Origin of the sequence: Pseudomonas sp. PA-4-8C (assembly GCF_021606625.1) — a bacterium.
GTDB lineage: Bacteria > Pseudomonadota > Gammaproteobacteria > Pseudomonadales > Pseudomonadaceae > Aquipseudomonas > Aquipseudomonas lactis.
Genome location: NZ_WKCD01000033.1, coordinates 1 through 24,854, shown reverse-complemented (window position 1 = coordinate 24,854; position 24,854 = coordinate 1). Strand labels below are relative to the sequence as shown.

Genomic DNA, 24,854 nt, shown 5'->3' with positions numbered 1-24,854 from the left:
GGGCGCGTAGCCTACACCAGTTTCTGCAACTGCGCCGCCGTATCCACCGCGCCCATGGTCTGCGCCGCCGCCAGCGCTGTCGCGCCTTGTGCATCGGTGGCCTTGGGATTTGCGCCTTTACCGAGCAGGTAATCAACCATGTCAACGCGGTTGAACATCGCCGCCATCATCAACGCCGTACGCCCGTCCGAGGAGGCCGCGTCAATCGGCGTGCCGCCTTCGATCAACGCCTGGACCACCGGCAGGTTGCCTTTGAACGCCGCACCGGCAATCGGCAACTGATTCTTGTCGTTGGCGATCAGGGGGTCAGCCTTGAACTCCAGCAGCACTTTAACCGCCTCGGCATGGCCGTGGTAAGCCGCGAGCATCAACAAGGTGTCGCCATTGTGATTACGAAAGTTGGCCGGCAGGCCTTTGGCCAACAGGGCGGCGAGCATCGCGGTATCGCCGCGACGGGCCACGTCGAAGACTTGCTCGGCAAATTCGGCGGCTTCGTCTTCGGTCATTTGTTTAGGCTGTTCTGACATGGGGGCTCCTTGCTGAGGCGACTGATATAACTGTTTAAGGCGCCCAGTGTCGCGAGGGAGCTCCCCGGTGTCATGGCTTTTTTGTCAAAAGCCGCCATAGCCAGAATCAATAACGGAATTGGCCGCCCTGGATCTGCGCCAGCAATTGCCCGGTCACCGGCACATAGCTGTCCGAACCCGGCAACCAGGCGTAGACCGGGTCATTGCCAGCCTTGTCCGGGTCGAACCCTTGCTCCTTGAGCTTCACTTTCTGGTACTTGAACGTGCCGGTGGTTTCCATCTTCACCTTGATCCGCAAAAACAACGGCACCGCATAAGAGGGCAACTGGCCGTGGGCGAATTGCAGCAGTTCGCGCATGTCCAGGCTGGCCAGGGATTCGCTGGGGGTGATGGCGACCATGCCGGCGCGGCCGTTGGTGTTGTCGATCTCGACGCCATAGGCCACCACTTCAGCGATCTGCGGGTGTTTGAGCAGGACGTTTTCCACCTCGGTGGTCGAGACGTTTTCGCCCTTCCAGCGATAGGTATCCCCCAGGCGATCGACAAATTGCGCATGGCCGAAACCGATACTGCGCACCAGGTCACCGGTGTTGAAATAGCGATCGCCTTTTTCGAATACGTCGGTCAGTACCACCTTGCGGTTTTTTTCCGGATCGGTATAGCCGTCGAAGGGCGACTTATCATCAATGCGCGCCAATAACAGGCCCTGCCCGCCGGTGGGCACCTTGACCATGAACCCATCGCTGCCGCGCAGCGGTTCACCAGTGTCATGGGCGTAATCCACCAGCGCCCAATGCTGCAGGCAAAAGCCGATGGTGTTGTCAAAATTCAGTATGTTGGTAAAGCCGATATTGCCGTCGCTGGCGGCATACAGCTCGCAGATATGCTCCACACCATAACGCTGCTTGAACTGCGCCCACACACCAGGGCGCAAGCCGTTGCCGACCATCTTGGTCACCTGATTATCGCGGTCCTGCGCACTGGCAGGCTGGTCGAGCAGATAGCGGCACAGCTCACCGACATAACCCAGGGTGGTCGCCTTGAACTTGCGTGCATCGTCCCAGAACTGGCTGGCACTGAATTTGCGCCGGATGGCAAAGCCCGACGCGCCGATAATCGCCGCCCCCCAGCACACGCACAGCCCGGTGGCGTGGTACAGCGGCAAGGTGCAATAGAGGACGTCCTGCGGGCCCATGTCCAGGGCGATACTGCCGAAGCTCACGGCGGTTTTGGTCCAGCGCCCGTGCTTCATGATGCCGGCCTTGGGCAAGCCGGTGGTGCCGGAGGTGTAGATATAGAAGCAGGGGTCATTAAAGAACACCTGCGCGGAACTCACCGGGTTGTCCACCGGGCTTTCGGCGCTGGCGGCCATCAGGTCGATATAGCCATCGGGCACTGCACTGCCGGGTTGATCGGCCACGAACCAGGTGCGCTCGGCCGGGATCTGCACGTGTTCGCGCACCGCCGCGTAAGCGCCCAGCAATTCGGCACCGACCACAATGGCAACCGGGTTGACCAGGGTCAGGCTGTGTACCAACGCCCCTTGAGTTTGCGCCGTGTTGAGCATGGCGCAGATGCCGCCCAGCTTGGCCACGGCCAGCACGTTGAGCAGCAACTCGGGGCGATTTTCGATAAACAGCGCCACCACGTCACCCTTGCCGATGCCCTGGGCTTGCAGGTGGTGGGCAAGACGGTTGGCGCGCTGATTGGCGTCGCGGTAGCTGATCACGCTGTCCCCATAAAGCAGGGCAGCACCGTCAGGGTTGCGCAAGGCGGCTTGTTCGAAATGCCAGCCCAGGCCGCAGGGTTGGCCCGGGTCGGTGACGTTGGCCGCGCGCATGCCGCGCACCACCCGTGGGAGGGCCCGAACGATGGCAGGCACCTTTCGCAGCATCATGCGCCAGGTGATCATGTCGACTTGCTGATGAGTCATGGCGGGACGTCCCTTTTCTTATTCTTGGTCTGGTCCAGGTACATCGACTGGTGTAGCGGAAAATACGTCAGCGGTTCTTTGGCTGTACACGCGGGATTTGAAAAGTTTTGTATCTCGTGGCGGCCGGCCGATGCTTATCTCCCGGACACTCCACCCTCCAAATGCGGGAGCTGGCTTGTCGGGCCGCCGCATCGCTGCGATAACAGCCTGCCAGCCGAGCGGGATTTTTCCGAGCAAAAGGCGGTCAGTATCAGTACAGCCCTCCCCCTCCTCCCGAAAAAATCACCGAGCAGATAGCGCAAAATGCAGGATGCACGATGGCCCTTCATGCAAATTGCACGAAAATGAAAATCCTGTAAATTTATAAGTTGCTGATTTATAACGATTTTCTAAAAAATCCAATACTGGCACAATCACTGCACCTATCACTCCATGCTTGCCAACTTGAGCCAATGGAGCTGATAGACATGAGCCTGATCCAAGATAAATTCGCTTCGGTATTCTCCAACTACGACGTCACCACCCAGCCACGTCCGGACGGCGGCATCCTGTTGACCCTGCGCAACAGCGAAGGTAAGCAGGTCAAGCGCTCGATCTCTTATCAGCAGCTGCACACTGCCGACCAACTGACCTGGGTCATCAGCGCCATTCGTCGTGACTTGGCTGAACAAGCCAGCGAACTGCCGCAGATTTCGATGCTGCAAAGCCAGAACCGCTTTGCACTGCCGACCTATCACTCGGCCTAAGCTGGAAATCTGAAAAAGGGCCGCGACGCTACTCAGCGTCGCGGCCCTTTTTCATGCCGTTAACATAAGCCCTGGCGGGCGGCCTCATTCTTTGCCTGTACGCGGTTGGTGACATCCAACTTGCCGTAGATGTTGCGCAGATGAAATTTCACCGTGGCTTCAGAGGTGGCGCGAATCTGGCTGATTTCCCAGACCGTCTTGCCCTCGGAGGCCCATCGCAGGATTTCCAGCTCCGTGGCAGTCAGGGGCTTGCCGCACAAGCTCAGGCGTTTTCTGATAGCCGTCGGTACAATAACTAACGGGCGATACGTCTCCTCTGGGCCACTCATTGTTCTCTCCTTTATGTCTGCTGATGCGCTGCCACCTTTCGGATTCCTCCTATTGACAGATGGCATAAACATTGGCGCTGAAGAGAGAGTTACATAACGAGTGGAATCAAAGCGCACAGTGCAGAACAAACAGCTTTGCCCTACAAATAATTAAGCTTCTTCCCACAGCAACTTCCAACTTGCCAGGGTTGAACATTCAGTTATTTGTGCTTAGTCATCGAGTCCTGGAAAGCGTGCGGCAATCGCATCACAGGTCAACGAGGGCACAGCGCCCTGGGCTGTGTTGAACAAACGCAGTGTCACACAGTGCGGGTTTTCGCCCATGTCGAACCAGTGCGGTACACCGGCAGGGATGATCAGCAAGTCATTCTTCTCACAGCGCAAGCTGTACACATAGTCGCCTATGTGCAGCGTAAACAGCCCCTGGCCTGCGATGAAGAAACGCACCTCGTCTTCACTGTAGGTACGTTCGTCGAGGAACTGCGCACGTAACTCGTCTTTCTGTGGATGGTCTTGGGTCACGCTGACCACTTCCACAGCGGCGTAGCCGAGGGCTTCGATCTGAGCCTGGTAGGCGGCAATCATTTCAGCATCAGTGGCGCCCTTTTCTATCAGGCTGGGCTGCCAGCGTTCAAAGCGCACACCGTGCTCGGCCAGGGTCGACTGGATATCCTCGGCATGGGTCAACACTTTGTTTGGGGTGTCCGGGGTGGCGATGGAGTAGACGGCTACATAGCTCATTGCACGGTTCCTTGGTTCGGCTCTTGCAATCGAAGGCCAATGATAATGGCGGCGGCCAGGGCCGCGAGGCTGGCGATACTGAACGTGAAGGTTGGCCCCAGCAGGTTCCAGCTGTAGCCGGAATACAGGGCGCCGAGCGCGCCGCCGGTGCCGGCCAGCGCGGCATAAAGGGCCTGGCCCTGGCCTTGCTGGCGGTCGCCGAAGCTGCGTTGCACAAAGGCAATCGCCGCTGCATGGAAGCTGCCAAACGTGGCGGCGTGCATCAGTTGCGCCACCAGCAGCAGCCAGAAAACCTCGGCAAATGAACCCAGCAGCCACCAGCGCAGCGCGGCCAGCAGGAAACTGGCGAGCAGCACCCGGCGCACCGAAAAGCGCGCAAGGATACGGCTCATGGCCAGGAACATCAGCACTTCCGCCACCACCCCCAGCGCCCACAGCAGGCCAATCACGCCACGGCTGTAGCCCAAGTGCTCCAGGTGCAAGGTGAGGAAGGTGTAATACGGGCCATGGCTCATTTGCATCAGCGCCACGCAGGCATAAAACGCCAGCACGCCTGGGCTGCGCAATTGCTTGAGGAAACCCTCACCGGCCAAGCGGTTGCCGTGGCTGACAGGCTGCGCGTTCGGTACCCAAAGGCTGGCGCCGATGATGCCGGCCATGATCACCACGACCGCCACCGGGTAAATATCCAGGCTCAGCCAATCGAACAGCCGCCCCATGACCACCACGGTGAGGATAAAACCAATGGAGCCCCACAGACGGATCTGGCTGTAGCGTGAGGTTTGCGTGTGCAGGTGGGCCAGGGTGATGACTTCGAACTGCGGCAGCACTGCGTGCCAGAAGAACGCGTGCAGGGCCATCACCAGCGCCAGCCAGGCGTAGGTCTTGCTGACGAAAATCAGGCAGAAGCTGGCCAGGGTGCACACCGCGCCGAACCGCACGATGGCCAGGCGCCGGCCGGTGTAATCGCCGATCCAGCCCCACAGGTTGGGGGCCACGCAGCGCATTAGCATGGGGATGGCCACCAGTTCACCGATGCGTGCGCTGGAAAAACCCAGGTGATCGAAGTAAAGCGCCAGGAACGGCGCGGTCGCCCCCAGCAGGGCGAAGTAAAAGAGGTAGAAGCTGGAGAGGCGCCAGTATGGCAGTGGTTGGGGCATGCTATTGGGGCTGCTTCGCAGCCCAGCGCGAGCAAGCTCGCTCGCCACAGCAAGCGCGCTCATTGCCCCAGGCGATCACAGCTGGCCCAGTATCGGGGTACTCACGCGCACATCGGCATTTTGCCCACGGTTACGCAAGAGGTGGTCCATCAGCACGATGGCCATCATGGCTTCGGCAATCGGTGTGGCGCGGATGCCGACGCACGGGTCGTGGCGGCCCTTGGTGATCACGTCCACCGGGTTGCCGTGCACATCGATCGAACGGCCTGGTGTGGTGATGCTCGACGTGGCCTTGAGCGCCAGGTGCGCCACGATCGGCTGGCCGGAAGAAATACCGCCAAGGATGCCGCCCGCGTTGTTGCTGAGGAAACCTTCAGGGGTCATCTCATCGCGATGCTCGGTACCGCGCTGGGAGACGCAGGCGAAACCAGCGCCGATTTCCACGCCTTTCACCGCGTTGATGCTCATCAGCGCATGGGCCAGTTCGGCGTCGAGGCGATCAAAGATCGGCTCGCCCAGGCCCGGCTTCACCCCTTCTGCCACGACGGTGATCTTCGCGCCGACCGAGTCCTGGTCGCGGCGCAACTGGTCCATGTAGGCTTCCAGTTCCGGCACCTTGTCCGGGTCGGGGCAGAAGAAGGCGTTGTCTTCGACGCTGTCCCAGGTCTTGAACGGGATTTCAATCGGGCCCAATTGGCTCATGTAGCCACGGATGACGATGCCCTGGGCGGCCAGGTATTTCTTGGCGATGGCGCCGGCGGCCACGCGCATGGCGGTTTCACGCGCCGAGCTGCGGCCACCGCCACGGTAGTCGCGTTCGCCGTATTTGTGATGGTAGGTGTAGTCGGCATGGGCCGGGCGGAACAGGTCCTTGATCGCCGAGTAGTCCTTGGACTTCTGGTCGGTGTTGCGAATCAGCAGGCCAATGGCACAGCCCGTGGTGCGGCCTTCGAACACTCCGGAGAGGATTTCGACTTCATCCGGTTCCTGGCGCTGGGTGGTGTGGCGGCTGGTGCCGGGCTTGCGGCGGTCAAGGTCGCGCTGCAGGTCGTCCAGGCTCAGCTCGAGGCCTGGCGGGCAGCCGTCGACAATGGCGACCAACGCCGGGCCATGGCTTTCGCCCGCGGTGGTGACAGTGAACAGCTTGCCGAAGGTATTGCCGGACATGCAGGGCGCTCCGTGAAATCAGTTGAATCAAGTCAACCGTAATAACTTAAGGCGGCCAGTATACGCAGGCTAACCGACTAGTTCATCCTCGAAACCTTACCGGTAGACGTTGGTCCAACCGGCACCTCTCCAATGATGGCGCTATGATGCTGCGAGTTCTGCTGTTCACCCTCACCCTGTTCACCGCCGTGGCCCAGGCCGCCTCCCCTGTCGTCTTGCAACGCCCGATCAGCCTGGACACCGGCAGCGGCCAACTCTTTGGCTCGCTGCTGTTGCCGCAATCGGATAAACCGGTGCCGGTGGTGCTGATCATCGCCGGCTCCGGCCCCACCGACCGCAACGGCAACAGCGCCGACGGCGCGCGCAACGACAGCCTCAAGCGCCTGGCCTGGGTACTGGCCCGGCATAACATCGCCAGCGTGCGCTACGACAAGCGCGGCGTGGCTGCAAGCCTGGCGGCCACGCCGGATGAGCGCAACCTGACCCTGGAGGCGTATGTGGCCGACGCCGTGGCCTGGGGCAAGTTGCTCAAGGCCGACAAGCGCATGGGCCCGCTGATTGTGCTGGGCCACAGTGAGGGCGCGCTGGTCGCCGCCCTCGCCGCGCCGCAACTTGAACCGGCCGGAGTCATTTCCTTGTCAGGCAGCGCCCGCCCGGTGGACCAAGTTATCCGTCAGCAACTGGCCGATCACTTGCCCCCTGCCCTGTTGCTACGCAGCAATGAAATCCTCGATCACCTCAAGGCCGGCCAGGTGGACGCCGATGTGCCGCGCCCGCTGGAGGGTATTTTCCGGCCCAGCGTGCAGCCGTATCTGATCAGCCTGTTCCGCGCCGATCCGTCGGCCGCTTTTGCACGCTTGGATATGCCGGCGCTGATTATCCAGGGCACCAACGATATCCAAGTGGGTGTAGGCGACGCCCAGCAACTGAAGAAGGCCAAACCCGACGCGCAGTTGACGGTAATCGAAGGTATGAACCACGTGATGCGCATCGTGCCCAATAACGTGAAGCAGCAACTAGCCTCCTACAACGACCCGAAACTACCGCTGGCTGCGGAGTTGGGCCAACGTATCGTCAGCTTTATCGAAGGACTTCAACCCCGTTAAGCGGCAATTGACCTCCAGTCCTGGAAAAAACGGCCGATAAGTCCAGAGTCGACAGTAAAAAGACTGTCGGCTCGCAGGGCTTGGACAGGATCGCGCCGCATGACAACCACCGAAACAACACCCGAATCTACCGCCGAGACCCCGGCCGCAACCGAAGCTGCCGCGGCAGCAGCCCTGCCGTGGGCCGACGTTCACGCCGAACACTTCAAGATGCTGCGCCTGGCCCCACTGGCCACCGACCGCGCCACCGGCGCACGGCCATTGCGCTTTGTGCAGTTCGGCTATGCCGAGCGTCATGACAAACACCACAGCCTGTTGCGCATGGTCATCCAGTTACCGGGCCAGCGAGTACGGCGCGAGCAGAATCATCTGGATATCTGGGTCGATCACGATAAACACCGCGTGCACTTCGGCCCCGGCAACAGCCTGGAAATCGAGCCGGCCAACCGCGGTATCGGGCGCTTCCTGGTGGCCCAAGGCGCCGCCTGGGCGAAGAAGAAGTGGTCACACTACCGCGTCGACGGCGTGGACCTGGCCAACAAGGACGCCCTCAACGAAGCCACGCGCCTGCGCCGCGATCACTTCCTGCGTATCCAGGGTTTCGATGTGGCCTACGCCGATGTGCAGCACCTCAAAGGCAATGTGCAACCAGGCAAGGTCGGCGACGTGCTGGACAGCTGGAATACCGAGAAAGTGCAGTTTGTGGAGATCCTCGAAGCCGCGCAGATGCTGCAACAGGCCGACCAGAACCTGGCGGAGCAGGAAGTGAAACTGCGCAAGGAAGAGGAGAAAGTCACCAAGTTCAAGCGTGAGGACAGTGGGCTGCGCTTTACCATCACCTGCCTGGTGGCGTTTACGGTGTTTCAGGCGGGGTTGTTGATCTGGATTGCCACGCACCGCTGATAGATTGAAATGCAATCAAAATGTGGGAGCTGGCTTGCCTGCGATAGCGGTGGGTCAGCTTGCACTTGTGCTACTGATCCATCGCTATCGCAGGCAAGCCAGCTCCCACATTGACCGAGTTTCTGCAGTTATATCCGGGCAGCGAAAACGGCCTGGTGTTGGCGGCACTGCTCAGCCGTCAACATAAACACCCCATGCCCACCGCGCTTGAAGTCCAGCCAGGCAAAGTCCACTTCCGGATACAGCGCCTCGACATGCACCTGGCTGTTGCCCACTTCGACAATCAGCAAGCCCTTCTCGGTCAGGTGGTCCGCCGCTTCAGCCAGCATCCGGCGTACCAGGTTCAGGCCGTCGTCACCGCAGGCCAGGCCCAGTTCCGGTTCGTGTTGGTATTCGTCGGGCATGTCGGCGAAATCTTCGGCATCCACGTAGGGCGGGTTCGACACAATGAGGTCGAAACGCTGGCCGGGCAAACCGTCAAAACCATCGCCCTGCACGGTGTAGACGCGCTCGTCGACGCCATGGCGCTCGATGTTCTGGTTCGCCACTTCCAGGGCTTCGAAGGACAAGTCTCCCAGCACCACTTCGGCCTCGGGGAATTCATAGGCACAGGCGATGCCGATGCAACCGGAGCCGGTGCACAGGTCGAGGATGCGTGCCGGCGGCTGGGCCAGCCAGGGTTCGAAGCGGTCTTCAATCAGCTCGCCTATGGGTGAACGCGGGATCAGTACGCGCTCATCGACGATAAACGACATGCCGCAAAACCAGGCTTCGTTCAACAGGTACGCGGTAGGCACTCGCTCATGGATACGCCGATGCAGCAAGCGCTGCACGTGGGAGATTTCCTCTTCTTCCAGGTTGCAATCCAAATAGCTGTCGGCGATTTCCCACGGCAGGTGCAAGGCGCCCAGCACCAATTGCCGGGCTTCGTCCCAGGCATTGTCGGTGCCATGGCCAAAAAACAGGTCTTCCCCATGGAAACGGCTGACAGCCCAACGGATATGGTCGCGCAAGGTGCGCAGGCGGGAAGTGATCACGGGGCAAGCTCCTGGAAAAAACGACTGGCGATTCTAACAGCCTTCACCTGTACCGACGATGTACGAAACACCTGGCACCGTACGTCGGATTTCATCCAATTTGCCCGCATTGTGTTAAACAGGCCTGCCTCTTGACATGGCTGCACGCCAGCAACGGCGTACCTTACGATAGTAGCGATTCACAGAAGCGCTCAGCCAGTGGACAATGTCGCAAAAGCCCCACTCACAGGAGCCCCAGAATGTCCGTTCCAAAGACGATGTTTCAACTCAGCGGTCGCGGTTACGCAGCAGCCAACCTCAATCATGCGACCCTGGTGATCATCGACGCCCAGAAAGAATACCTCAGCGGCCCGCTCGCCCTCTCGGGCATGGACGCGGCGGTGCAGAACATCAAGCAACTGGTGACCGCAGCGCGCAGTGCCGGGCGCCCGATTGTGCACGTGCGCCACCTGGGCACGGTGGGCGGCCTGTTTGACCCCCAGGGCGAGCGCGGCGAATTCATTCCGGGCCTTGAGCCTGAAGGTGACGAAACCATCATCGGCAAACTGCTGCCCAGCGCCTTCCATGGCACCGGCCTGGAAAAACACCTGCAAGACCTGGGCTCCCTGGACCTGATCGTCTGCGGTTTCATGAGCCACTCCAGCGTCAGCACCACCGTGCGCGCGGCCAAGAACCTGGGCTTTCGCTGCACCCTGGTGGAAGACGCCTGCGCCACCCGCGACCTGCCGTACAAGGGTGGCATCCTGAGCGCCGAGCACGTGCAGCAAACCGAAATGGCCATCATGGCCGACAACTTCGCCACCCTGGCGCTGGCCAAAGATCTGATCTGACCCTGCTGGCGGTGAGCGGCGTGTTTATTGCTCCGCTCATCCGCAAAGCCCTTTCATTTGGCGCATTTACCCCTCCCCCCGGAACAACCTGTGTATCTTCCGGTCGAAGGGCCGATACCCTGGAGGAAAGGTCGGAATGAAGATATCCGATGGTTTTGATGCTCGTCGCTTGCGCCCCAAAGGCCCGAGCAATTGGCGTCTGCGCCTGGTAGCGTGCATTGCCGCGTTACTGGCGATAGTAGGTTTGTTGTTGGCGGGCGCTGGTGGCGCCGGCCTGTTTGGGCATTCGCCGGCACTCGGCGAACTGAATGCCAGCCCGGGTGGCTCGGCACTCCTGCTGGGTGTCGGCTTGCTGGTGCTGTGGTTGGGTGTGTGGCTGTGGCGTCGCAGCCGTCGGAAAATGCGCCAACCGTTGTCGTTGAATATCGCCTCTCACCTGATGAAAAAGCACGACTGATGGCGCTTGGATAGCGTTTCCTGCGCCCTGGCCGCCGCGATTTAGGTAAACTGCCCGCCCTTCGCGGAGGCTGACATGCAAGACGACGATTTTTCCCTGTTCAAAAACGAGCTGCGCGGCGTCAAGCCGATCAAGCACGACCGCGCCGACACCGGCAAACCCAAGACCGACCGGGCGCAGATCGCCAAGCTGCGCCAGGCCGCGACCGTGCGCACCGATGCCACCACCGTGGATGGCCTGTCGGACCAGTTCGTGATCGACGTCGGCCCCGAAGATGAGCTGATGTGGGCCCGCGACGGCGTGCAGGAAAGCCAGATGCGCAAGCTCAAGGCCGGCCAGATCCCGTTCGAAGGCAGCCTCGACCTGCACGGTATGACCGTGGAAAAAGCCCGGGAAACCCTCTGGGCTTTCCTGGCTGAAGCGACCAAATTCGAAATTCGCTGCGTGCGCGTCACCCATGGCAAAGCTGTGCGGCTGGACGGCAAGCGGCCGATGATCAAGAGCCACGTCAACACCTGGCTGCGCCAGCATGCCCAGGTGCTCGGTTTTACCTCCTGCCAGGCCCGCCACGGCGGTGCCGGCGCGGTGTATGTGATGCTCAAGCGCACCATGATGGAAGGGCGCGACGAGTAACAAGTGCCTTCGTCAGGCTTGCAGCGATGTGTCCGCCACCGTAACCTTGCGCTTTGCGAAAATCCCACAGGTAGTTTCATGTCCCTGGAACAGAATTACACAGAGATTCTCGGCCAACTCGGCGAGGACGTGTCCCGCGAGGGCCTGCTCGACACGCCAAAGCGTGCCGCCAAGGCAATGCAGTACCTCTGCCGCGGTTATGAACAGACACTCGAAGAAGTCACCAATGGTGCCTTGTTCAGCTCTGACAATAGCGAAATGGTGCTGGTCAAGGACATCGAGCTGTACTCGTTGTGCGAGCACCACCTGTTGCCGTTTATCGGCAAGGCCCATGTGGCGTATATCCCGAGCGGCAAAGTGCTGGGCCTGTCGAAGGTCGCCCGCATTGTCGATATGTATGCGCGCCGCCTGCAGATCCAGGAAAACCTCAGCCGCCAGATCGCCGACGCCGTGTTGGAAGTGACAGGCGCCCTGGGCGTGGCCGTGGTGATCGAGGCCAAGCACATGTGCATGATGATGCGCGGTGTCGAGAAACAGAATTCGTCGATGATCACCTCGGTGATGCTGGGCGAGTTCCGTGAGAACGCGGCTACCCGCAGCGAATTTCTCAGCCTGATCAAGTAACCGGCCAGGCAGGAAAAAACCGGCGTTCATCGCCGGTTTTTTTTCGCCTGTAGAAATCAGGTAAGCTGCGCCCCCTCAGTCATGGGCAAGAGGTTTCAGCCATGTTCGTCAAAGCACTTAGAGTGGGCCTCGGCCACGTCATCATCGCGGGCGACTTTCTTACCCGCCCACGCAAAAAACAACGCCCTGCCGAGCAACAGGCCAAGGTCAATGCTGCCGCCAAAGACCTGACCCTGTATCAGTTCCACGCCTGCCCGTTCTGCGTGAAGACCCGCCGCACCCTGCACCGCCTGAATGTGCCGGTGGCCTTGAAGGACGCGAAGAACAACGAACAGGACCGCCAGACCCTGCTGGAGCAAGGCGGCAAGATCAAAGTGCCGTGCCTGCGCATCGAAGAGAACGGCCAGACCACCTGGATGTATGACTCCAAGGTGATCATCGAGTACCTGGACAAGCGCTTCGCCGCAATCTGAAGCCCGCTGCGGTCAATGTAGGAGCTGGCTTGCCTGCGATACGGGCACCGCGGTGCAGCAGATGTACCGAGGTGATGCAATCGCAGGCAAGCCAGCTCCCACATTTGCTCTGCGGTGTTCTTAAGTCTGTATTGCCAGTTCAAGATCCAGCAGTGCCGAGCCCAGGCACTTGCCGTGGGCATCCAGCGCCAGTGAGCGGGTCACGCCGCCACGCAGGATGCCCGGCAACACGAAGTTCAGCGCCTGCACATTCGGCAATTCATAACGCCGAACCGGCTCAGCACCGGGTTCCAGTAAATCCGCGAAGAACGCTGCCACGCGCTCCGCCGTCAGCTGTTCACACAGCAACGGGTAGTCCTGCGCGCGGTAGGCAATGATCGAGATGTTTGACGTGTCGCCCTTATCCCCGGTGCGGGAATGGGCCAGCGTATGCAGTTTCATTCTTCAATCCTCGGTTTGACCGCTTCACGGGGCAACAGCAACGACGCGACCGCCACCACCTGGCGTACGCCCTTGCTCGCCCCACCGCCGCCGGCCGGGCCGTTGGTGTAGAGGGTCTCCACTTCATTGCCGATCCGCACCGCGTCGCCACGCTCCTCACACCGGGCGGCGACCCGCAGGCGCACTTCCCAAGGCTCGACGCTGCTGCGTGGGCCGTGCAGTGAATCCATGCCGATCAACTCGGCGCGCAGGTCCTGCATCTTTACGCCGATCAACGCGAGACGCTTGAGTACCACGTCCCGCGCCAACTCGGCCCGTGCGACAGCACCTGGACCGCCGTAGGACATCTGCCCCTCACCGATCCAACCGTCCAGATAACCGACGCTGACCTTCAGTTGATCAGGCCGGGCACGCCCACTAGCTCCCTGGGCACGCACCCGGTCCACGCCCTCCTCGACAAACCCCACCTGGGAAAAGTCGGCCGTCACATCCGGGGTCAAGTAGGCTGCCGGGTCGTGAACTTCATAAATCAGTTGTTCGGCGCAGGTCGCGCGGCTGACCCGTCCACCGGAGCCTGCCACCTTGGTGATCACTGCATTGCCGTCGGCGTCGACCTCGGCCAGGGGAAAGCCCAGGCGTGCCAGATCCTCCACATCCTTGAAGCCGGGATCGGCGAAGTAACCGCCACTGACCTGCCCCGCGCACTCGAGCAAATGCCCCACCAACGTGCCCCGGCCCAGTCGCGGCCAATCATCGAAGGCCCAGCCGAACTCGAACATCTGCGGCGCCAGGAATAGCGAAGGGTCGGCCACGCGCCCGGTGATCACCACATCGGCGTCGGCACGCAACGCTTCAATAATGCCCTCCACACCCAAGTAGGCATTCGCGGAAATCAGCCGCTCACCCAATGCCCCCACGGTCTTGCCGTTATCCAGCAACTGCTCGGCAGGCAAGGCGTGCAGCACGTCATCGCCGACCACGGCCAAAACCTTGAGGCCCAGGCCCAGCTCGCCCGCAATACGCCGTACTTCTCTGGCCGCCGCCAGCGGGTTGGCCGCGCCCATATTGGTGATCACCCGCAGGCGACGACGCCCCGCCCCCTGCCCTACAAAGGGCAAGACACGGCGCATGCGCTCAGCGAGCAGCGGGTCATAACCGCCCTGCGGGTCGCTGATGCGCGCCTGTTGCGCCAGGGCGATGGTGCGTTCGGCCAGGCATTCGAAGACCAGGTAATCCAGGTCGCCGTGTTCGGCCAGTTCCACCGCAGGTTCTATACGGTCGCCGGAGTAGCCGGCGCCGGAGCCGATGCGCAAGGTGTTCATCTCAAATCACTCCCAGGAGCAACGCCGTCAGGGTCATCAACACCGAGGCGGCAAACAGGAAAGGAATGGTGAAGCGCTGGTGATCGGCCAGTTCGATCTTGCACAGGCCCACCAGCAGGAAGGTCGCAGGCGTCAGCGGGCTGACCGGAAAACCGGTGGTGTGCACGCCCAGCAACGAGGCCTGGGCCACTTGCAGGGGGTCGACGCCAAGCGCTTTGCCGACTTCGGCGATCACCGGCATCACGCCGAAGTAGTAAGAGTCGGGGTCAAACAACATGCTCAGGGGCATGGACAAAAAGCCCACGACGGCCGGGATCAACTTGCCGTGGCCCGCCGGAATCTGCGCCACCGCCACTTCGGCGATGGCCTTGAGCATGCCGGTGCCTTGCATGATGCCGGTAAATACTCCGGCGGCGAGCAGGATACTGGCCATGGTCAGGGCGGTTTTCGCATGGGCGTCGATGCGCGCACGCTGGGCGTCCACGTTGGGATAGTTGATGCACAACGCAACCACGGTGCCGAGCATGAACATCACCACCGGGTCGACCCAGCCAGCGATCATCACCACCATCACCAGCACGGTCAGCATCAGGTTGACCCAGAACAACCGTGGACGACGCAGCGTGATGTCGTCATCGCTGAGCACTCGTTGCGGCACCGCCTCCACGCTGGAACCGGCGCCCAGGCCCAGGCGCTTTTCTTCGCGATGGCCCAGCCACCAGGCGCAGGCGAAGACAAAGATCAGCCCGACGATCTGCACCGGGATCAATGGTTGGAACAGGTCGGCCCCCGGCACATGCAAGGCCGCCGACGAACGCAGCACCGGGCCGGTCCAGGGCAGGAAGTTGACGCCGGCGGCCATCGCACACACGCAGGCGAGGATGCGTTTATCAATGCCGAGGCGCGTATACAGCGGCAGCATCGCCGGCACCGTCACCAGAAAGGTCACCGCGCCAGAGCCGTCCAGGTGCACCAGCAACGCCAGGGTCGCAGTACCCACCACAATTCGTGTAGGACGCGTCCCGACCGTACGCAGGATGCGATCAATAATGGGATCGAGCATGCCCGCATCGGTCATGATCCCGAAAAACAGGATCGCGAACACAAACATGCCCACCACAGGGGCGACGTTCTTGATACCGGTAATGATGAAGGCGCTGGTTTGCAGGCCGAATCCACCGATCAGCGCGGCAATGATCGGCAAGGCGATCAAGGCCACCAGCGGCGAGAGGCGCTTGCTCATGACGGCAGCGAGCAGGCACAGGATGGTGATGACACCCAGGGTTGCGAGCATGGGTTACTCCAGGGCGGCCTCGTTGGCCGGTTATTGTTTTCCCTGGAGTATTGGAATCGCGCTAGGCTTTGTAAATTGCAATATTCAGCCATCAGCGTTCGGAAAAACAAAATGAAGCGGCGCTTATGAAAAACAGCATCCAGCACATTCAAGCCTTCCTTGCGGTTGCCCGCACAGGCAGCTTCACCAAGGCGGCCAACGAATTGCATCTGTCGCCGTCAGCCCTCACCGTGCAGGTGCAACAACTGGAAGACTGGCTCGGCGTCGCCCTGCTCGACCGCAGCCCGCGCCACGTGAGCATTACCGCCGCAGGCCAGGACGCGCGCGGGCCTATGGAAAAACTGCTGTTGGACCTGGACAACATCGTCACCGGCTCCCGCGACCTCGCCGCCTTGCGCCGCGGCGTGGTGACCATTGCCGCCCTGCCCTCAGTCTGCGCCGGCGCCCTGCCCCCGGCCTTGCGCCTGTTTCGCGAACGCTTCGCCGGCATCGAAGTGCGCCTGCATGACCTGGTGGCCCAGCGCATTCATGCAAAGGTTCGCAACGGCGAAGTGGATTTCGGCATCGGCGTGCGCGCCCGCCTGAGCCACGGCCTGGACTTCGTGCCGGTGCTCAATGATCGGCTGTGCGCGTTTGTGCCATCGGGTCATGCGCTCGCCCATCACCGCCAATTGACCCTGGAGCAACTGGCAGACCAGCCGATCATCCTGACCGGGCGCGACAGCAGTGTGCGTGAGCAAGTGGATACGCTGTTCGATGAGACACGGCTGACGCTGAACGCCGGCATGGAGGCCAACTACATGTCGACCGTATTGGCCCTGGTGCGCCAGGGGCTGGGCATCAGTGTATTGCCGGAGTCAGCGGCGGATAGCCTGGAGGGGTTGAAACGCATCAACATCAATCATCCCGGCGTCAATCGGGAGATCGGGTTGATCAGCCGCAGCGGCATGGGCTTAAGCCCGGCAGCGCAGCGCTGCTTTGAACTGCTCAACAAAGCACTGCCTGACGCGCCGCCGCGCTGAATGTGGGAGCTGGCTTGCCCGCGATGCAGACACCTCGGTTTAGCCGGGGCACCAGGGTGACGCTATCGCAGGCAAGCCAGCTCCCACATTGGACCGAGTGAATCAGTCGAGCATCGGCACATACCGAGGATGACTGGCCACCCGCTGCAACCATGCCTGCACCGCCGGATACGGCGCCAGATCAAAGCCGCCTTCATGGGCCACATGGGTGTAGGCATACAATGCGATATCGGCAATTGAAAACTGCTCGCCCACTAAATAAGGCGTGGCTTGAAGCTGACGCTCCATCACCTTCAAGGCCTTGTAACCGCCCTTATGGGTGGTTTTATATTCTTCCAGCCGATCCTCGGGCATGTTCAGGTAAAACTGAATAAACCGCGCCACCGCAATGTAAGGCTCATGGCTGTACTGCTCGAAAAACTGCCACTGCAATACCTGGGTACGCAGGCGCGGTTCGGTCGGCAGGAATTCGCTGCCATCGGCGAGGAAGTTGAGGATCGCGTTGGACTCCCACAGGCAGGTGCCGTCTTCGAGCTCCAATACCGGGACCTTGCCATTGGGGTTCTTGGCCAGGAACTCAGGGGTCTGGGTATCGCCCTTGAGAATATCAATATCGATCCATTCATACGGGATGCCCAACAGAGTGAGCATCAATTTGACCTTGTAGCAATTGCCCGACTTGTAATCGCCATAAACCTTGTACATGGGGCTCCCCTTTTCGCCGCGCTGACCGAATGCTTGCGCCCACAAGGTGCGGGTATCGAGGGCTTGTTTCAAGGCGTCGCGCAGAATAAATCCCCTGGCGTGGGCCTTTCATCCCTTTTCGCCCAGATAATCGAAAACATTATTTGCTTTATTTGTATACAAAAGCATAATTCGCTTCGTGCGAGTTCCTGACCTTTTGGTCAACAAACCCGCCAGCACCTCAAAGCGCCGTTGCCCACTCATGTAACCGGCGCTGGAAATAACAATAAAACGATTGAGGAGTACTCGCTGTGGATAGCCGCAAAACCGAAGCCCCTACGTTGGACCTGGCCGCGCCCCGAGGCGGTTGGCTGGAACGCCTGTTCAAACTGCGCTTGCATGGCACCACAGTGAAGACCGAGCTGATCGCCGGCCTCACCACTTTTATCACCATGGCCTACATCATCTTCGTCAACCCCAATATCATGGCCGATGCCGGTATCGATCACGGCGCGGCCTTCGTCGCCACCTGCATAGCGGCCGCGCTGGGTTGCCTGCTGATGGGCCTGTACGCCAACTGGCCCGTGGGCCTGGCGCCGGGCATGGGCTTGAACGCATTCTTCACCTACACCGTGGTCGGCACCATGGGCTACACCTGGGAGACCGCCCTCGGCGCGGTGTTTATTTCCGGCGTGCTGTTCATGATCCTCACGCTGTCGCGCATCCGCGAATGGCTGCTCAACAGCATTCCGGTCAGCCTGCGCCAGCCCATGGGTGCCGGGGTGGGCTTGTTCCTAGGGGGGATGGGCCTGAAAACCGCCGGCATCATCGTCGACAGCCCGGCCACGCTGATCAAGCTCGGTTCCCTGCACGAGCCGGCACCGCTGCTGGCGGCCGTGTGTTTCCTGCTGATTGCCATCCTCAGTTATCACCGCGTCTTCGGCGCCATCCTGATCAGCATCATCGCCGTAACCCTGGCCGGCTGGGGCCTGGGCCTGGTGCACTACAACGGCATTCTCGCCACCCCACCGAGCCTGGCACCGACCTGGATGGCAATGGACGTGATGGGTGTGTTCAATGTGAGCATGATCAGCGTGGTATTTGCCTTTCTTTTTGTACACATGTTCGACACTGCCGGTACACTGATGGGCGTTGCGCAACGCGCAGGCCTGGTGAATGCCGATGGCAAGATCGACAACCTGTCTCGCGCGTTGAAGGCTGACAGTGCGTCCAGCGTGTTTGGCGCCATGGTCGGTGTACCGCCGGTGACCAGCTATGTAGAAAGCGCCGCCGGTGTGGCTGCTGGCGGCCGTACGGGTTTGACCGCAGTGACCGTGGGCGTGCTGTTCGTGGCGGCGATGTTTTTTGCGCCGCTGGCCGGCATGATTCCCGCCTACGCAACGGCGGGCGCGCTGATTTATGTAGCGATGCTGATGATGGCGAGCATGGCCCATATCAATTGGGATGAGGCCACCGACAGCATTCCGGCGATCGTCACCGCGATCATGATGCCGCTGACGTTTTCGGTCGCCGACGGCATCGCCCTGGGCTTTATCACGTATGTGGCGTTGAAGGCCGGCACCGGTAAGTACCGCGAGATTTCCATCAGCCTGTGGGTACTGTGCGCGATCTTTATCGCCAAGTTCATCTTCCTGTAGTTCGGGAACGGCTGAAAAACCGCCTCACCTTCGGGTGGGGCTTTTGCATGAAGGGAGGACTGTAAATGACCTTGGAAACCTGGCTGCTGTTCAGTGGCGCTGCACTGGTGGTGATCCTGATTCCTGGCCCGCTGTCGCTGTTGATGATCAGCAACAGCCTCAACTACGGCCTGCGCCGCTCCTACCCTGCGTTTCTGGGCGGCGTGTTCGCCTCGATCTGCCTGTTGAGCGCCTCGGCCCTGGGCCTTGGCGCGCTGTTGCTGGCTTCTGAGCAATTGTTCAGCGCATTGAAGATCGTCGGCGCGCTGTACCTGTTCTACCTCGCCTGGCAAAGCTGGCAACAGTCGCGCCAGCCAAGCCAGGGTGCACAAGTACCGCAGACCCCGGCCGTGCCGCGCTTTCGCGCCTTGTTTGGCCGTGCCTTTGTACTGGGCGCCAGTAACCCCAAGGACATTCTGTTTTTCGCCGCCTTCCTGCCGCAATTTCTCAGCGCCCAGCAAGCCTTTTTACCGCAACTGCTGATCATGATCGCCACCTGGACGGTGCTCGACCTGCTGTGCAAGCTGGCTTACGGCCTCGGCGCCCATGGCGCAGCGCGGTATTTGCGCAGCGGCGCCGGCCAGAGCTGGTTCAACCGCGTCAGTGCGGCCCTGTTCGGTTGCGCCGGCCTGGCCTCGCTGATGAAGGTCAGGGGTTCAGTTTGATGAAGTAAACCGTGGGCGAGACATCGCTCCCGGTCGGCCACTGAATACCCGCCAGGATCCGTACCAGGCGCTGTTGACGCATGGCACTGCTGACTTCGTCAGCTAACGCCACGTTGGTATAGGTCCTGAGCCCGGTCACAAGCCAATTGTCGCTTAACGTCGAAAAAAGGCGCAAAGACGGCCTTTCCGCCCACAGGTATGACACGTAATAAAGCCGAGATGGTGAGTTGGGGTGGGTGGCCAGCGTCTCCCGCCGGATCGTCCCGTAACGCCGCACATTGACATGCCTGAGGGTGAAGCCCTGTTCCTCAAGCAACGTACTGACCGCTGCATATTGGGCGGCATTTCTTTCGCTCGCGACTGCCTTGCCACCGCGACGCAGGGTGCGTGGCGGCCTCACAGGTGGCAGGAAGTCAATACGGGTCAAGCCCGGCGCAGCGCCCTGGAAGCTTATGAAGGTCGTGTTGGGTGCCCTGTCGGTAGGCCGCAACATCCGCAATAAGTCATCGGTGCGGCCAGGCCGCACGGGGGCCGGCGGCAACCATTCGTCCAGGGTTGCACGCACTCTGAGCAGATGCGTGGCAGTTGCCGGGCGCGCCGGACCCGACAATTCGATCAAGCGGCTCACCACATGATCTCGGGTCCTGTTGGTAAGGGTGGGAAAGGCGATGGCCACGGACTGCTCCAACGGCCGGTCGAAAATCGGCGCATGCAAATGCCAGGCGCCCGTTGCCGTGCGGGATGCAGGTAACGGCTGTTCGAGCAGGTCGTTGCTGGTCCAACGCAGGATGTCAACGCTGGCCAATGACACCAGCGGCTCATTCCTGGTGATGAACACGATACCGTGAAGCCCGGCATCCTCACCTGGGGGCAGCAACCGGTAAAAACGGCTGCTCGGATCGGTCAGGCTGGAACGTTCAGGCGCAACACGCAGCACATGGTGAGGATAGCCTTGAGGGTCCGCTGCGACATGAAATATCCCTGGAGCGGGCGAGCTCGATAGCTGGCCTGGATGAAGCTGAGTCTGCCAATCCAACCAATGCGTGGCTGTGGTGGAGAACTGGCGAATCCTGTCTTCGCTCGCTACACGCACCGGCGGTTGCCAGTCCGACACGTCAGGCCTCGGAGGTTGCCACGGCCGATGGGTTCCCGAACTCGGCCCCGGAGTTGGCGCGTCCGCGCCCAATAACCATTCTTCGGGCTGATAGATATGCACGAGCAACTCATCTTCTTCGCCTGCCTGTTTGTTTTTCAGGCGTAATGAGTGTTCGTTCTGGCGCCGGTACACCGGATAACGATGCGTGTCATCCGCCAGGAAGGCCTCGCCATTTTTGACGTACACACCCTTTTCACCCACGCCCTTCAGCGCGACAGCGTCTTGAGGCACGCCCTTTAGCCGAAAATGCTCCAGGGCTTTGAGCTGGGTAATTGGCCGTGATATCCCAGCGGCCAGTGTTCTGGGCGCCGTCATGTGCAGGTGGCGGATTCGACTCAACCCGGTGGCCAGCGAACGCCGCGTTATTCCTCCCACGGCGCCCGCCCTGGTTTTGGCGCCGGGTATAAAACCCAATAACAGTTCAACCGTCAGAAAAATGCTCATGAAGCCAACATCAACCGCATCCGAGGAATGGCCAAAACGGTGGTACCGCCGCGCCGCCAGCAGCAACTCGTAGAAGTCGTTGACCATGCCGTAAGGCGGCACGAAAAAACCCACCAAGGCGCGCATGCGCGTATCACTTTGCTCCTCCAGGCGTTTGGTTCGATAGCGGTCCAATGCCTTGCTGGAATTGCACGCCGCCTGGGTTCGGCGCTGCAAATCAAGCACCCAGGCCTTGTACAGCAACGCGTTGGCATCGCTGTGGGCAGTGGGCACGATCGCCAGCGCGTTCAGCGGGTCAGTATCGACCTGCTCCTGGAACTGCTTTTCAATGTCCTGCGGCACCGGCGTCGGCTCCAGATGCTTGACCGCAAAGGAGCGAATGAACTTCACGCCCCGCCACACACCGGAAAAGAACGTGGCCCGCAGCAGTTCGTCCAGCGTAGCGTCGGGCTCGGCATCATGGGTGACGGCCTCGAATGCCCAGCCCGGTGCGACCTGCCGCGCCAGCTGTTTGGCGTGCTCGGCCTGGGTCGCGATGCGATTGAGCGCCACGTGCGCCTCTTGCACGCTGGCGTATTCGGTAACGGCCAAGGCAGTGGCAGCGTTCGGCCAATACACTACGCAGCGCCCATTGGCCTGATCCTGCATGACCACAATGCCGGCGATGTAGCGATCATGCTGCAGCGTGTGCCCCACCAGATGCACCACTGACAGGCTCAGTCGATGGCCATTCTTCAGCAAGTCCTCTGGCGTTCGCGCGGCCATCGCTGTATTGAACAGGCTTTGCGCGGGTGCACTCAGCCCCTGGCGGATGGCCGAATACAGCCGTACCTTGGCACAGTCGCGCAACATGCGCTGCATCAGTTCCGGAATACGGCCTTCGCTCAGCCCTTGGGCCGCAGGCTCAAACGTGCGCTCGATCTTTGCTGCGTATTGACCGCCGATATCCAGCGCGGAGATTGTCTTGATCAGGTAGTCCGCATCCAGCCGTCCGCGCCAGTCCGGCTGCAGGTAGGTGGCGTGGTTCAAGCGCTTGCGCGTCCAGGGCGCTTGCGGGTCGAGGTTATGGAGCGCCAGTTGCAGCAGGCTGAAAGTGCTGCGCTCAAGGCTGGGGGTCTGAATTTCCTTGCGATCGCCCGGTGTGCAGCGGCTTTCATAACCGCAGAAACTGCTGGCGACGTCGTCCGGCATAGTCAGTAAGGGCTGCTCGATATCCAGCCCCGGATAGAAACCGTCCTCTGTTAAACGGGCGATCAAGGCAGTGCGGGCGAAGGTCTCCAGGTCTTCCAGACGCTGCTCAAGCCGGTTTTCAACCGCGAGGACGCTGGCCAAGTGTCGGCCCTGCAGTTTCTTGAAGATCTTGCGCTGGGCGCTCGACGCGCCCGCCAGCCATGCCGGCAGCTTTTTCGCATCGGCGGTGGCTTTGCGCAGTACATCAAGATGGGCCTGGCTCTGCTCAAGCAGATCATTGGCCGGTACTTTCAGATGTTCGCCCAGTTCTATCAGCAGTAGATCACGGCTGAACGCAGGGCTCTTAACCTCACCGAAAAGCTGCGTCGCGTCCGCCGAGCTTGTGTGCAAAGTCCCATAGTGCTTCATCAGTTTTTTGAACGAAAACTCCAGAGGCCCTTTTTCGATCAGCTCGTAGCGCACTGCCAAGGTGCCTCGTGCGGCATGCTTGCGTAGGTCTTGCCGTACCTTTCGCTCGATGCACCTCCAGAGCACTGACTCATCACTGCTGTTGAAACTGGCCAACAGGCTTTTAGTCAGGGCTTGCAGACTGGAAAAAGACAGCACCCCGCCCGATTGTCCAAACCCACATAGCACCACCGGGACCGAGCGGCCAGGCTTCTCAACGGCCGTCGCTGTGGTCACCACCATCAGGTTATGCACGTGGTAGAACGCATCCGGCGCACTGCCCACCGAAACCGACAAGACGCGTGCGTCACCGTATTCACGCTTGGCGGCCTGGTGCTGGTCCACTATCTTGATCACCAGGTCTCGATGTGCCGTGGGTATCAGCTTGAGCCGGTGCTGCAATTGGACCTCGCAGCGCAAGGCCTCGCCTTGAGCCTGCAAAAACAGGGTGGCGCGCTTTTCGGTCTGGGTAGGACGTTCGATCCAGAACCCATACTCATACAGCCGTTTCTGCGCACCGCTGCTCAGTGAGTCCATGGTTTGCGCATGCTCCTGGAGCTCGCGCGCGAGGGCCACAACCTCCTGAAATTGCGTGGTATCGACGCTGGGATCAGCCACATCGAGTAACGCGAGCAAGCCCTTTTCGTAGCGTTTGAGCCGAGCATGCATCGCGAGCATGGGTTGGCCGGACAAAAGATTGGCAAAGCAGATTTCCCGTCGCCGACGCCGCGCATCCCATTCCAGCAACGACTTGCCTGATGCACCCAGCCGCGCCTCACCGACCAATTGCTTTCTGGCACGTTCGATAAACGTCAGAAAAGGCGCAGCCGTCAGCGGCTGAGGCGGCGGCCGTCGTTGGGAATATAGGTGGCTCTGATTGATCGCCAACGCACAGGCCAATTCATTTTCCCACTGGCCGTCCAACAGCGCTTGCGCGCTCAACGCCAACGCATCCCCGTCCAGTACCGAACCACGGGCAACACTGCTCGCCGGGGTGTAGTGCGTGGGCCGGCAAAGTTCATGGCGGCGCTTGAGCGGCAGGCACTGCCAAAGCTCGTCGAACAACGCCTGGCTGGTCAGTTTCAGCAGGCCGCACTGCAGGAAGAAGAAGCTCGGATACTCATAAAAATTGCGCGCTACACCCGGCAGGTAGATCACATGCGGCACATCACTGGGGTCATCCGCACGATAGATGTGCAAGGCGCCGGGGATCGCTACCGCGGGTGAGCCGGGCCACATCAATTGGCTGGCGCGCACACTGGCCCAGTCGCCCCCGGCCCGCTGGCGAGCTTCGGGGCTCGGCGCATCGATCAGCGCCTGGACCAGGCTTGACGCCTCACTCGACAGCTCGCCCAACTGCCCCGCGATAAAGGCCCGATCAGCGAACAACTCGGCCTGCAATTGGCACCAGTGTTCCTGACGCGTCTGCCAGGAGCCGGCCACCAGTGTTTCCCAGTAGCGGCTGAACGCGGGGCCCAGACGTTCGAACAGCTTCATCGCGAGTACTTGCTGCAGCACCTGCAAGGGCGTCAACGGCCACACACGGGCCGGTTCATCCTTGACGCTCAGCGTGGTGAACTGATTGAGGTTGATTGGCACGGCAGGCAGCGCCAGCGAGAGCAGCGTCCGTTCCGTCAGGGTGTCGACCCTGTGCAGTGCTGGCGGCGGCATGGCTTGGGTGAACAGTAGTTTGTCCGGGTCGATGTCGAACGCTTTGCGCAGTGCTGCGCGAATCACCTTCAAGACTTTGGGCGCGCGTACCGTCAAATGCATCAGGGCTTTGGTTGTGTTGGCGCATCGTTGGTCGGCAAGGCCGAGCTGGTTG

General features: G+C 60.9%; 23 protein-coding genes. 11 read left to right on the top strand and 12 right to left on the bottom strand.

Features of this window, described 5'->3' with window-relative positions:
• Positions 1 to 11: 11 nt before the first annotated feature.
• Entirely contained in the window at positions 12 to 527 is a 516-nt protein-coding gene (locus GIW04_RS08605) for an ankyrin repeat domain-containing protein (RefSeq protein WP_120248394.1), read from the bottom strand.
• A 106-nt stretch (positions 528 to 633) separates the two neighbouring features.
• A complete protein-coding gene (locus GIW04_RS08600) occupies positions 634 to 2,460 on the bottom strand; it encodes a long-chain-acyl-CoA synthetase (RefSeq protein WP_120248395.1) in 1,827 nt (608 codons plus the stop codon).
• A 467-nt stretch (positions 2,461 to 2,927) separates the two neighbouring features.
• On the opposite strand from GIW04_RS08600, the gene GIW04_RS08595 reads away from it, so the two are divergent.
• Positions 2,928 to 3,206, top strand: coding sequence for a DUF3509 domain-containing protein (locus GIW04_RS08595; RefSeq protein ID WP_003172952.1), 279 nt, complete (start codon positions 2,928 to 2,930; stop codon positions 3,204 to 3,206).
• Between the two features lie 59 nt (positions 3,207 to 3,265).
• On the opposite strand, the gene GIW04_RS08590 is transcribed toward GIW04_RS08595, so the two are convergent.
• The 4 genes from GIW04_RS08590 to aroC form a co-directional block, all read right to left on the bottom strand.
• On the bottom strand, positions 3,266 to 3,535 hold the full coding sequence (locus GIW04_RS08590; protein WP_003192780.1) for a response regulator transcription factor: 270 nt from the start codon (positions 3,533 to 3,535) through the stop codon (positions 3,266 to 3,268).
• 210 nt (positions 3,536 to 3,745) lie between these two features.
• A complete protein-coding gene (locus tag GIW04_RS08585; protein ID WP_120248396.1) occupies positions 3,746 to 4,276 on the bottom strand; it encodes a 1,2-dihydroxy-3-keto-5-methylthiopentene dioxygenase in 531 nt (176 codons plus the stop codon).
• Entirely contained in the window at positions 4,273 to 5,436 is a 1,164-nt protein-coding gene (locus tag GIW04_RS08580) for an MFS transporter (protein WP_003192784.1), read from the bottom strand. Before GIW04_RS08580 ends, GIW04_RS08585 begins: the two co-directional genes overlap by 4 nt.
• 75 nt (positions 5,437 to 5,511) lie before the next feature.
• Positions 5,512 to 6,603, bottom strand: a complete 1,092-nt coding sequence (gene aroC / locus GIW04_RS08575; RefSeq protein ID WP_034136078.1) for a chorismate synthase — start codon at positions 6,601 to 6,603, stop codon at positions 5,512 to 5,514.
• 143 nt (positions 6,604 to 6,746) lie between these two features.
• Between aroC and GIW04_RS08570 the strand changes: the two genes are divergently transcribed.
• Positions 6,747 to 7,709, top strand: a complete 963-nt coding sequence (locus GIW04_RS08570; RefSeq protein WP_003192787.1) for an alpha/beta hydrolase — start codon at positions 6,747 to 6,749, stop codon at positions 7,707 to 7,709.
• 99 nt (positions 7,710 to 7,808) lie between these two features.
• Positions 7,809 to 8,612 carry a hypothetical protein gene (locus GIW04_RS08565; RefSeq protein ID WP_003192788.1) on the top strand — a complete coding sequence of 268 codons (804 nt, stop codon included), beginning with the start codon at positions 7,809 to 7,811 and terminating at the stop codon, positions 8,610 to 8,612.
• Positions 8,613 to 8,740: 128 nt separating this feature from the next.
• Here the strand turns inward: GIW04_RS08565 and prmB are convergent, their stop codons facing one another.
• A complete protein-coding gene (gene prmB / locus GIW04_RS08560) occupies positions 8,741 to 9,649 on the bottom strand; it encodes a 50S ribosomal protein L3 N(5)-glutamine methyltransferase (protein ID WP_057709807.1) in 909 nt (302 codons plus the stop codon).
• Between the two features lie 239 nt (positions 9,650 to 9,888).
• Here prmB and GIW04_RS08555 point away from each other — a divergent pair, with 239 nt between their 5' ends.
• The 5 genes from GIW04_RS08555 to GIW04_RS08535 all read left to right on the top strand — a co-directional run bounded on the left by GIW04_RS08555 (position 9,889) and on the right by GIW04_RS08535 (position 12,666).
• Positions 9,889 to 10,479, top strand: coding sequence for a cysteine hydrolase family protein (locus GIW04_RS08555; protein ID WP_003192792.1), 591 nt, complete (start codon positions 9,889 to 9,891; stop codon positions 10,477 to 10,479).
• A gap of 136 nt (positions 10,480 to 10,615) precedes the next feature.
• Positions 10,616 to 10,936 carry a hypothetical protein gene (locus tag GIW04_RS08550; RefSeq protein WP_003192794.1) on the top strand — a complete coding sequence of 107 codons (321 nt, stop codon included), beginning with the start codon at positions 10,616 to 10,618 and terminating at the stop codon, positions 10,934 to 10,936.
• Positions 10,937 to 11,011: 75 nt separating this feature from the next.
• Positions 11,012 to 11,569 carry a Smr/MutS family protein gene (locus tag GIW04_RS08545; protein ID WP_003192796.1) on the top strand — a complete coding sequence of 186 codons (558 nt, stop codon included), beginning with the start codon at positions 11,012 to 11,014 and terminating at the stop codon, positions 11,567 to 11,569.
• A 78-nt stretch (positions 11,570 to 11,647) separates the two neighbouring features.
• Positions 11,648 to 12,193 (top strand): GTP cyclohydrolase I FolE, encoded by a 546-nt coding sequence (gene folE / locus GIW04_RS08540; RefSeq protein WP_003192797.1) that lies wholly within the window; start codon positions 11,648 to 11,650, stop codon positions 12,191 to 12,193.
• A gap of 101 nt (positions 12,194 to 12,294) precedes the next feature.
• On the top strand, positions 12,295 to 12,666 hold the full coding sequence (locus GIW04_RS08535) for a glutathione S-transferase N-terminal domain-containing protein (RefSeq protein WP_003192799.1): 372 nt from the start codon (positions 12,295 to 12,297) through the stop codon (positions 12,664 to 12,666).
• Between the two features lie 120 nt (positions 12,667 to 12,786).
• Here GIW04_RS08535 and GIW04_RS08530 read toward each other — a convergent pair whose 3' ends face one another.
• Genes GIW04_RS08530 through GIW04_RS08520 form a run of 3 tightly spaced genes read right to left on the bottom strand, consistent with a single transcriptional unit; the run spans position 12,787 to position 15,723 of the window.
• Positions 12,787 to 13,107: an AtuA-related protein gene (locus GIW04_RS08530; protein ID WP_003192800.1), complete on the bottom strand. Its 321-nt coding sequence runs from the start codon at positions 13,105 to 13,107 to the stop codon at positions 12,787 to 12,789.
• Positions 13,104 to 14,429, bottom strand: a complete 1,326-nt coding sequence (locus GIW04_RS08525; protein ID WP_120248397.1) for an acyclic terpene utilization AtuA family protein — start codon at positions 14,427 to 14,429, stop codon at positions 13,104 to 13,106. Before GIW04_RS08525 ends, GIW04_RS08530 begins: the two co-directional genes overlap by 4 nt.
• Position 14,430: 1 nt before the next feature.
• Positions 14,431 to 15,723 carry a CitMHS family transporter gene (locus tag GIW04_RS08520; RefSeq protein ID WP_236478962.1) on the bottom strand — a complete coding sequence of 431 codons (1,293 nt, stop codon included), beginning with the start codon at positions 15,721 to 15,723 and terminating at the stop codon, positions 14,431 to 14,433.
• A gap of 125 nt (positions 15,724 to 15,848) precedes the next feature.
• On the opposite strand from GIW04_RS08520, the gene GIW04_RS08515 reads away from it, so the two are divergent.
• On the top strand, positions 15,849 to 16,745 hold the full coding sequence (locus GIW04_RS08515) for a LysR family transcriptional regulator (protein ID WP_120248398.1): 897 nt from the start codon (positions 15,849 to 15,851) through the stop codon (positions 16,743 to 16,745).
• Positions 16,746 to 16,847: 102 nt separating this feature from the next.
• Here the strand turns inward: GIW04_RS08515 and GIW04_RS08510 are convergent, their stop codons facing one another.
• Positions 16,848 to 17,450, bottom strand: a complete 603-nt coding sequence (locus GIW04_RS08510; protein WP_003192808.1) for a glutathione S-transferase family protein — start codon at positions 17,448 to 17,450, stop codon at positions 16,848 to 16,850.
• Between the two features lie 290 nt (positions 17,451 to 17,740).
• On the opposite strand from GIW04_RS08510, the gene GIW04_RS08505 reads away from it, so the two are divergent.
• Positions 17,741 to 19,087: an NCS2 family permease gene (locus tag GIW04_RS08505; protein ID WP_236478961.1), complete on the top strand. Its 1,347-nt coding sequence runs from the start codon at positions 17,741 to 17,743 to the stop codon at positions 19,085 to 19,087.
• A gap of 65 nt (positions 19,088 to 19,152) precedes the next feature.
• The gene (locus GIW04_RS08500) at positions 19,153 to 19,791 is read left to right on the top strand and encodes a LysE family translocator (RefSeq protein WP_003192811.1); all 639 of its coding nucleotides are present in this window, start codon (positions 19,153 to 19,155) and stop codon (positions 19,789 to 19,791) included.
• On the opposite strand, the gene GIW04_RS08495 is transcribed toward GIW04_RS08500, so the two are convergent.
• A partial coding sequence (locus GIW04_RS08495) for a dermonecrotic toxin domain-containing protein (RefSeq protein ID WP_236478960.1) occupies positions 19,775 to 24,854 on the bottom strand: 5,080 nt, incomplete at its 5' end. The two genes, GIW04_RS08500 and GIW04_RS08495, sit on opposite strands and share 17 nt — an antisense overlap.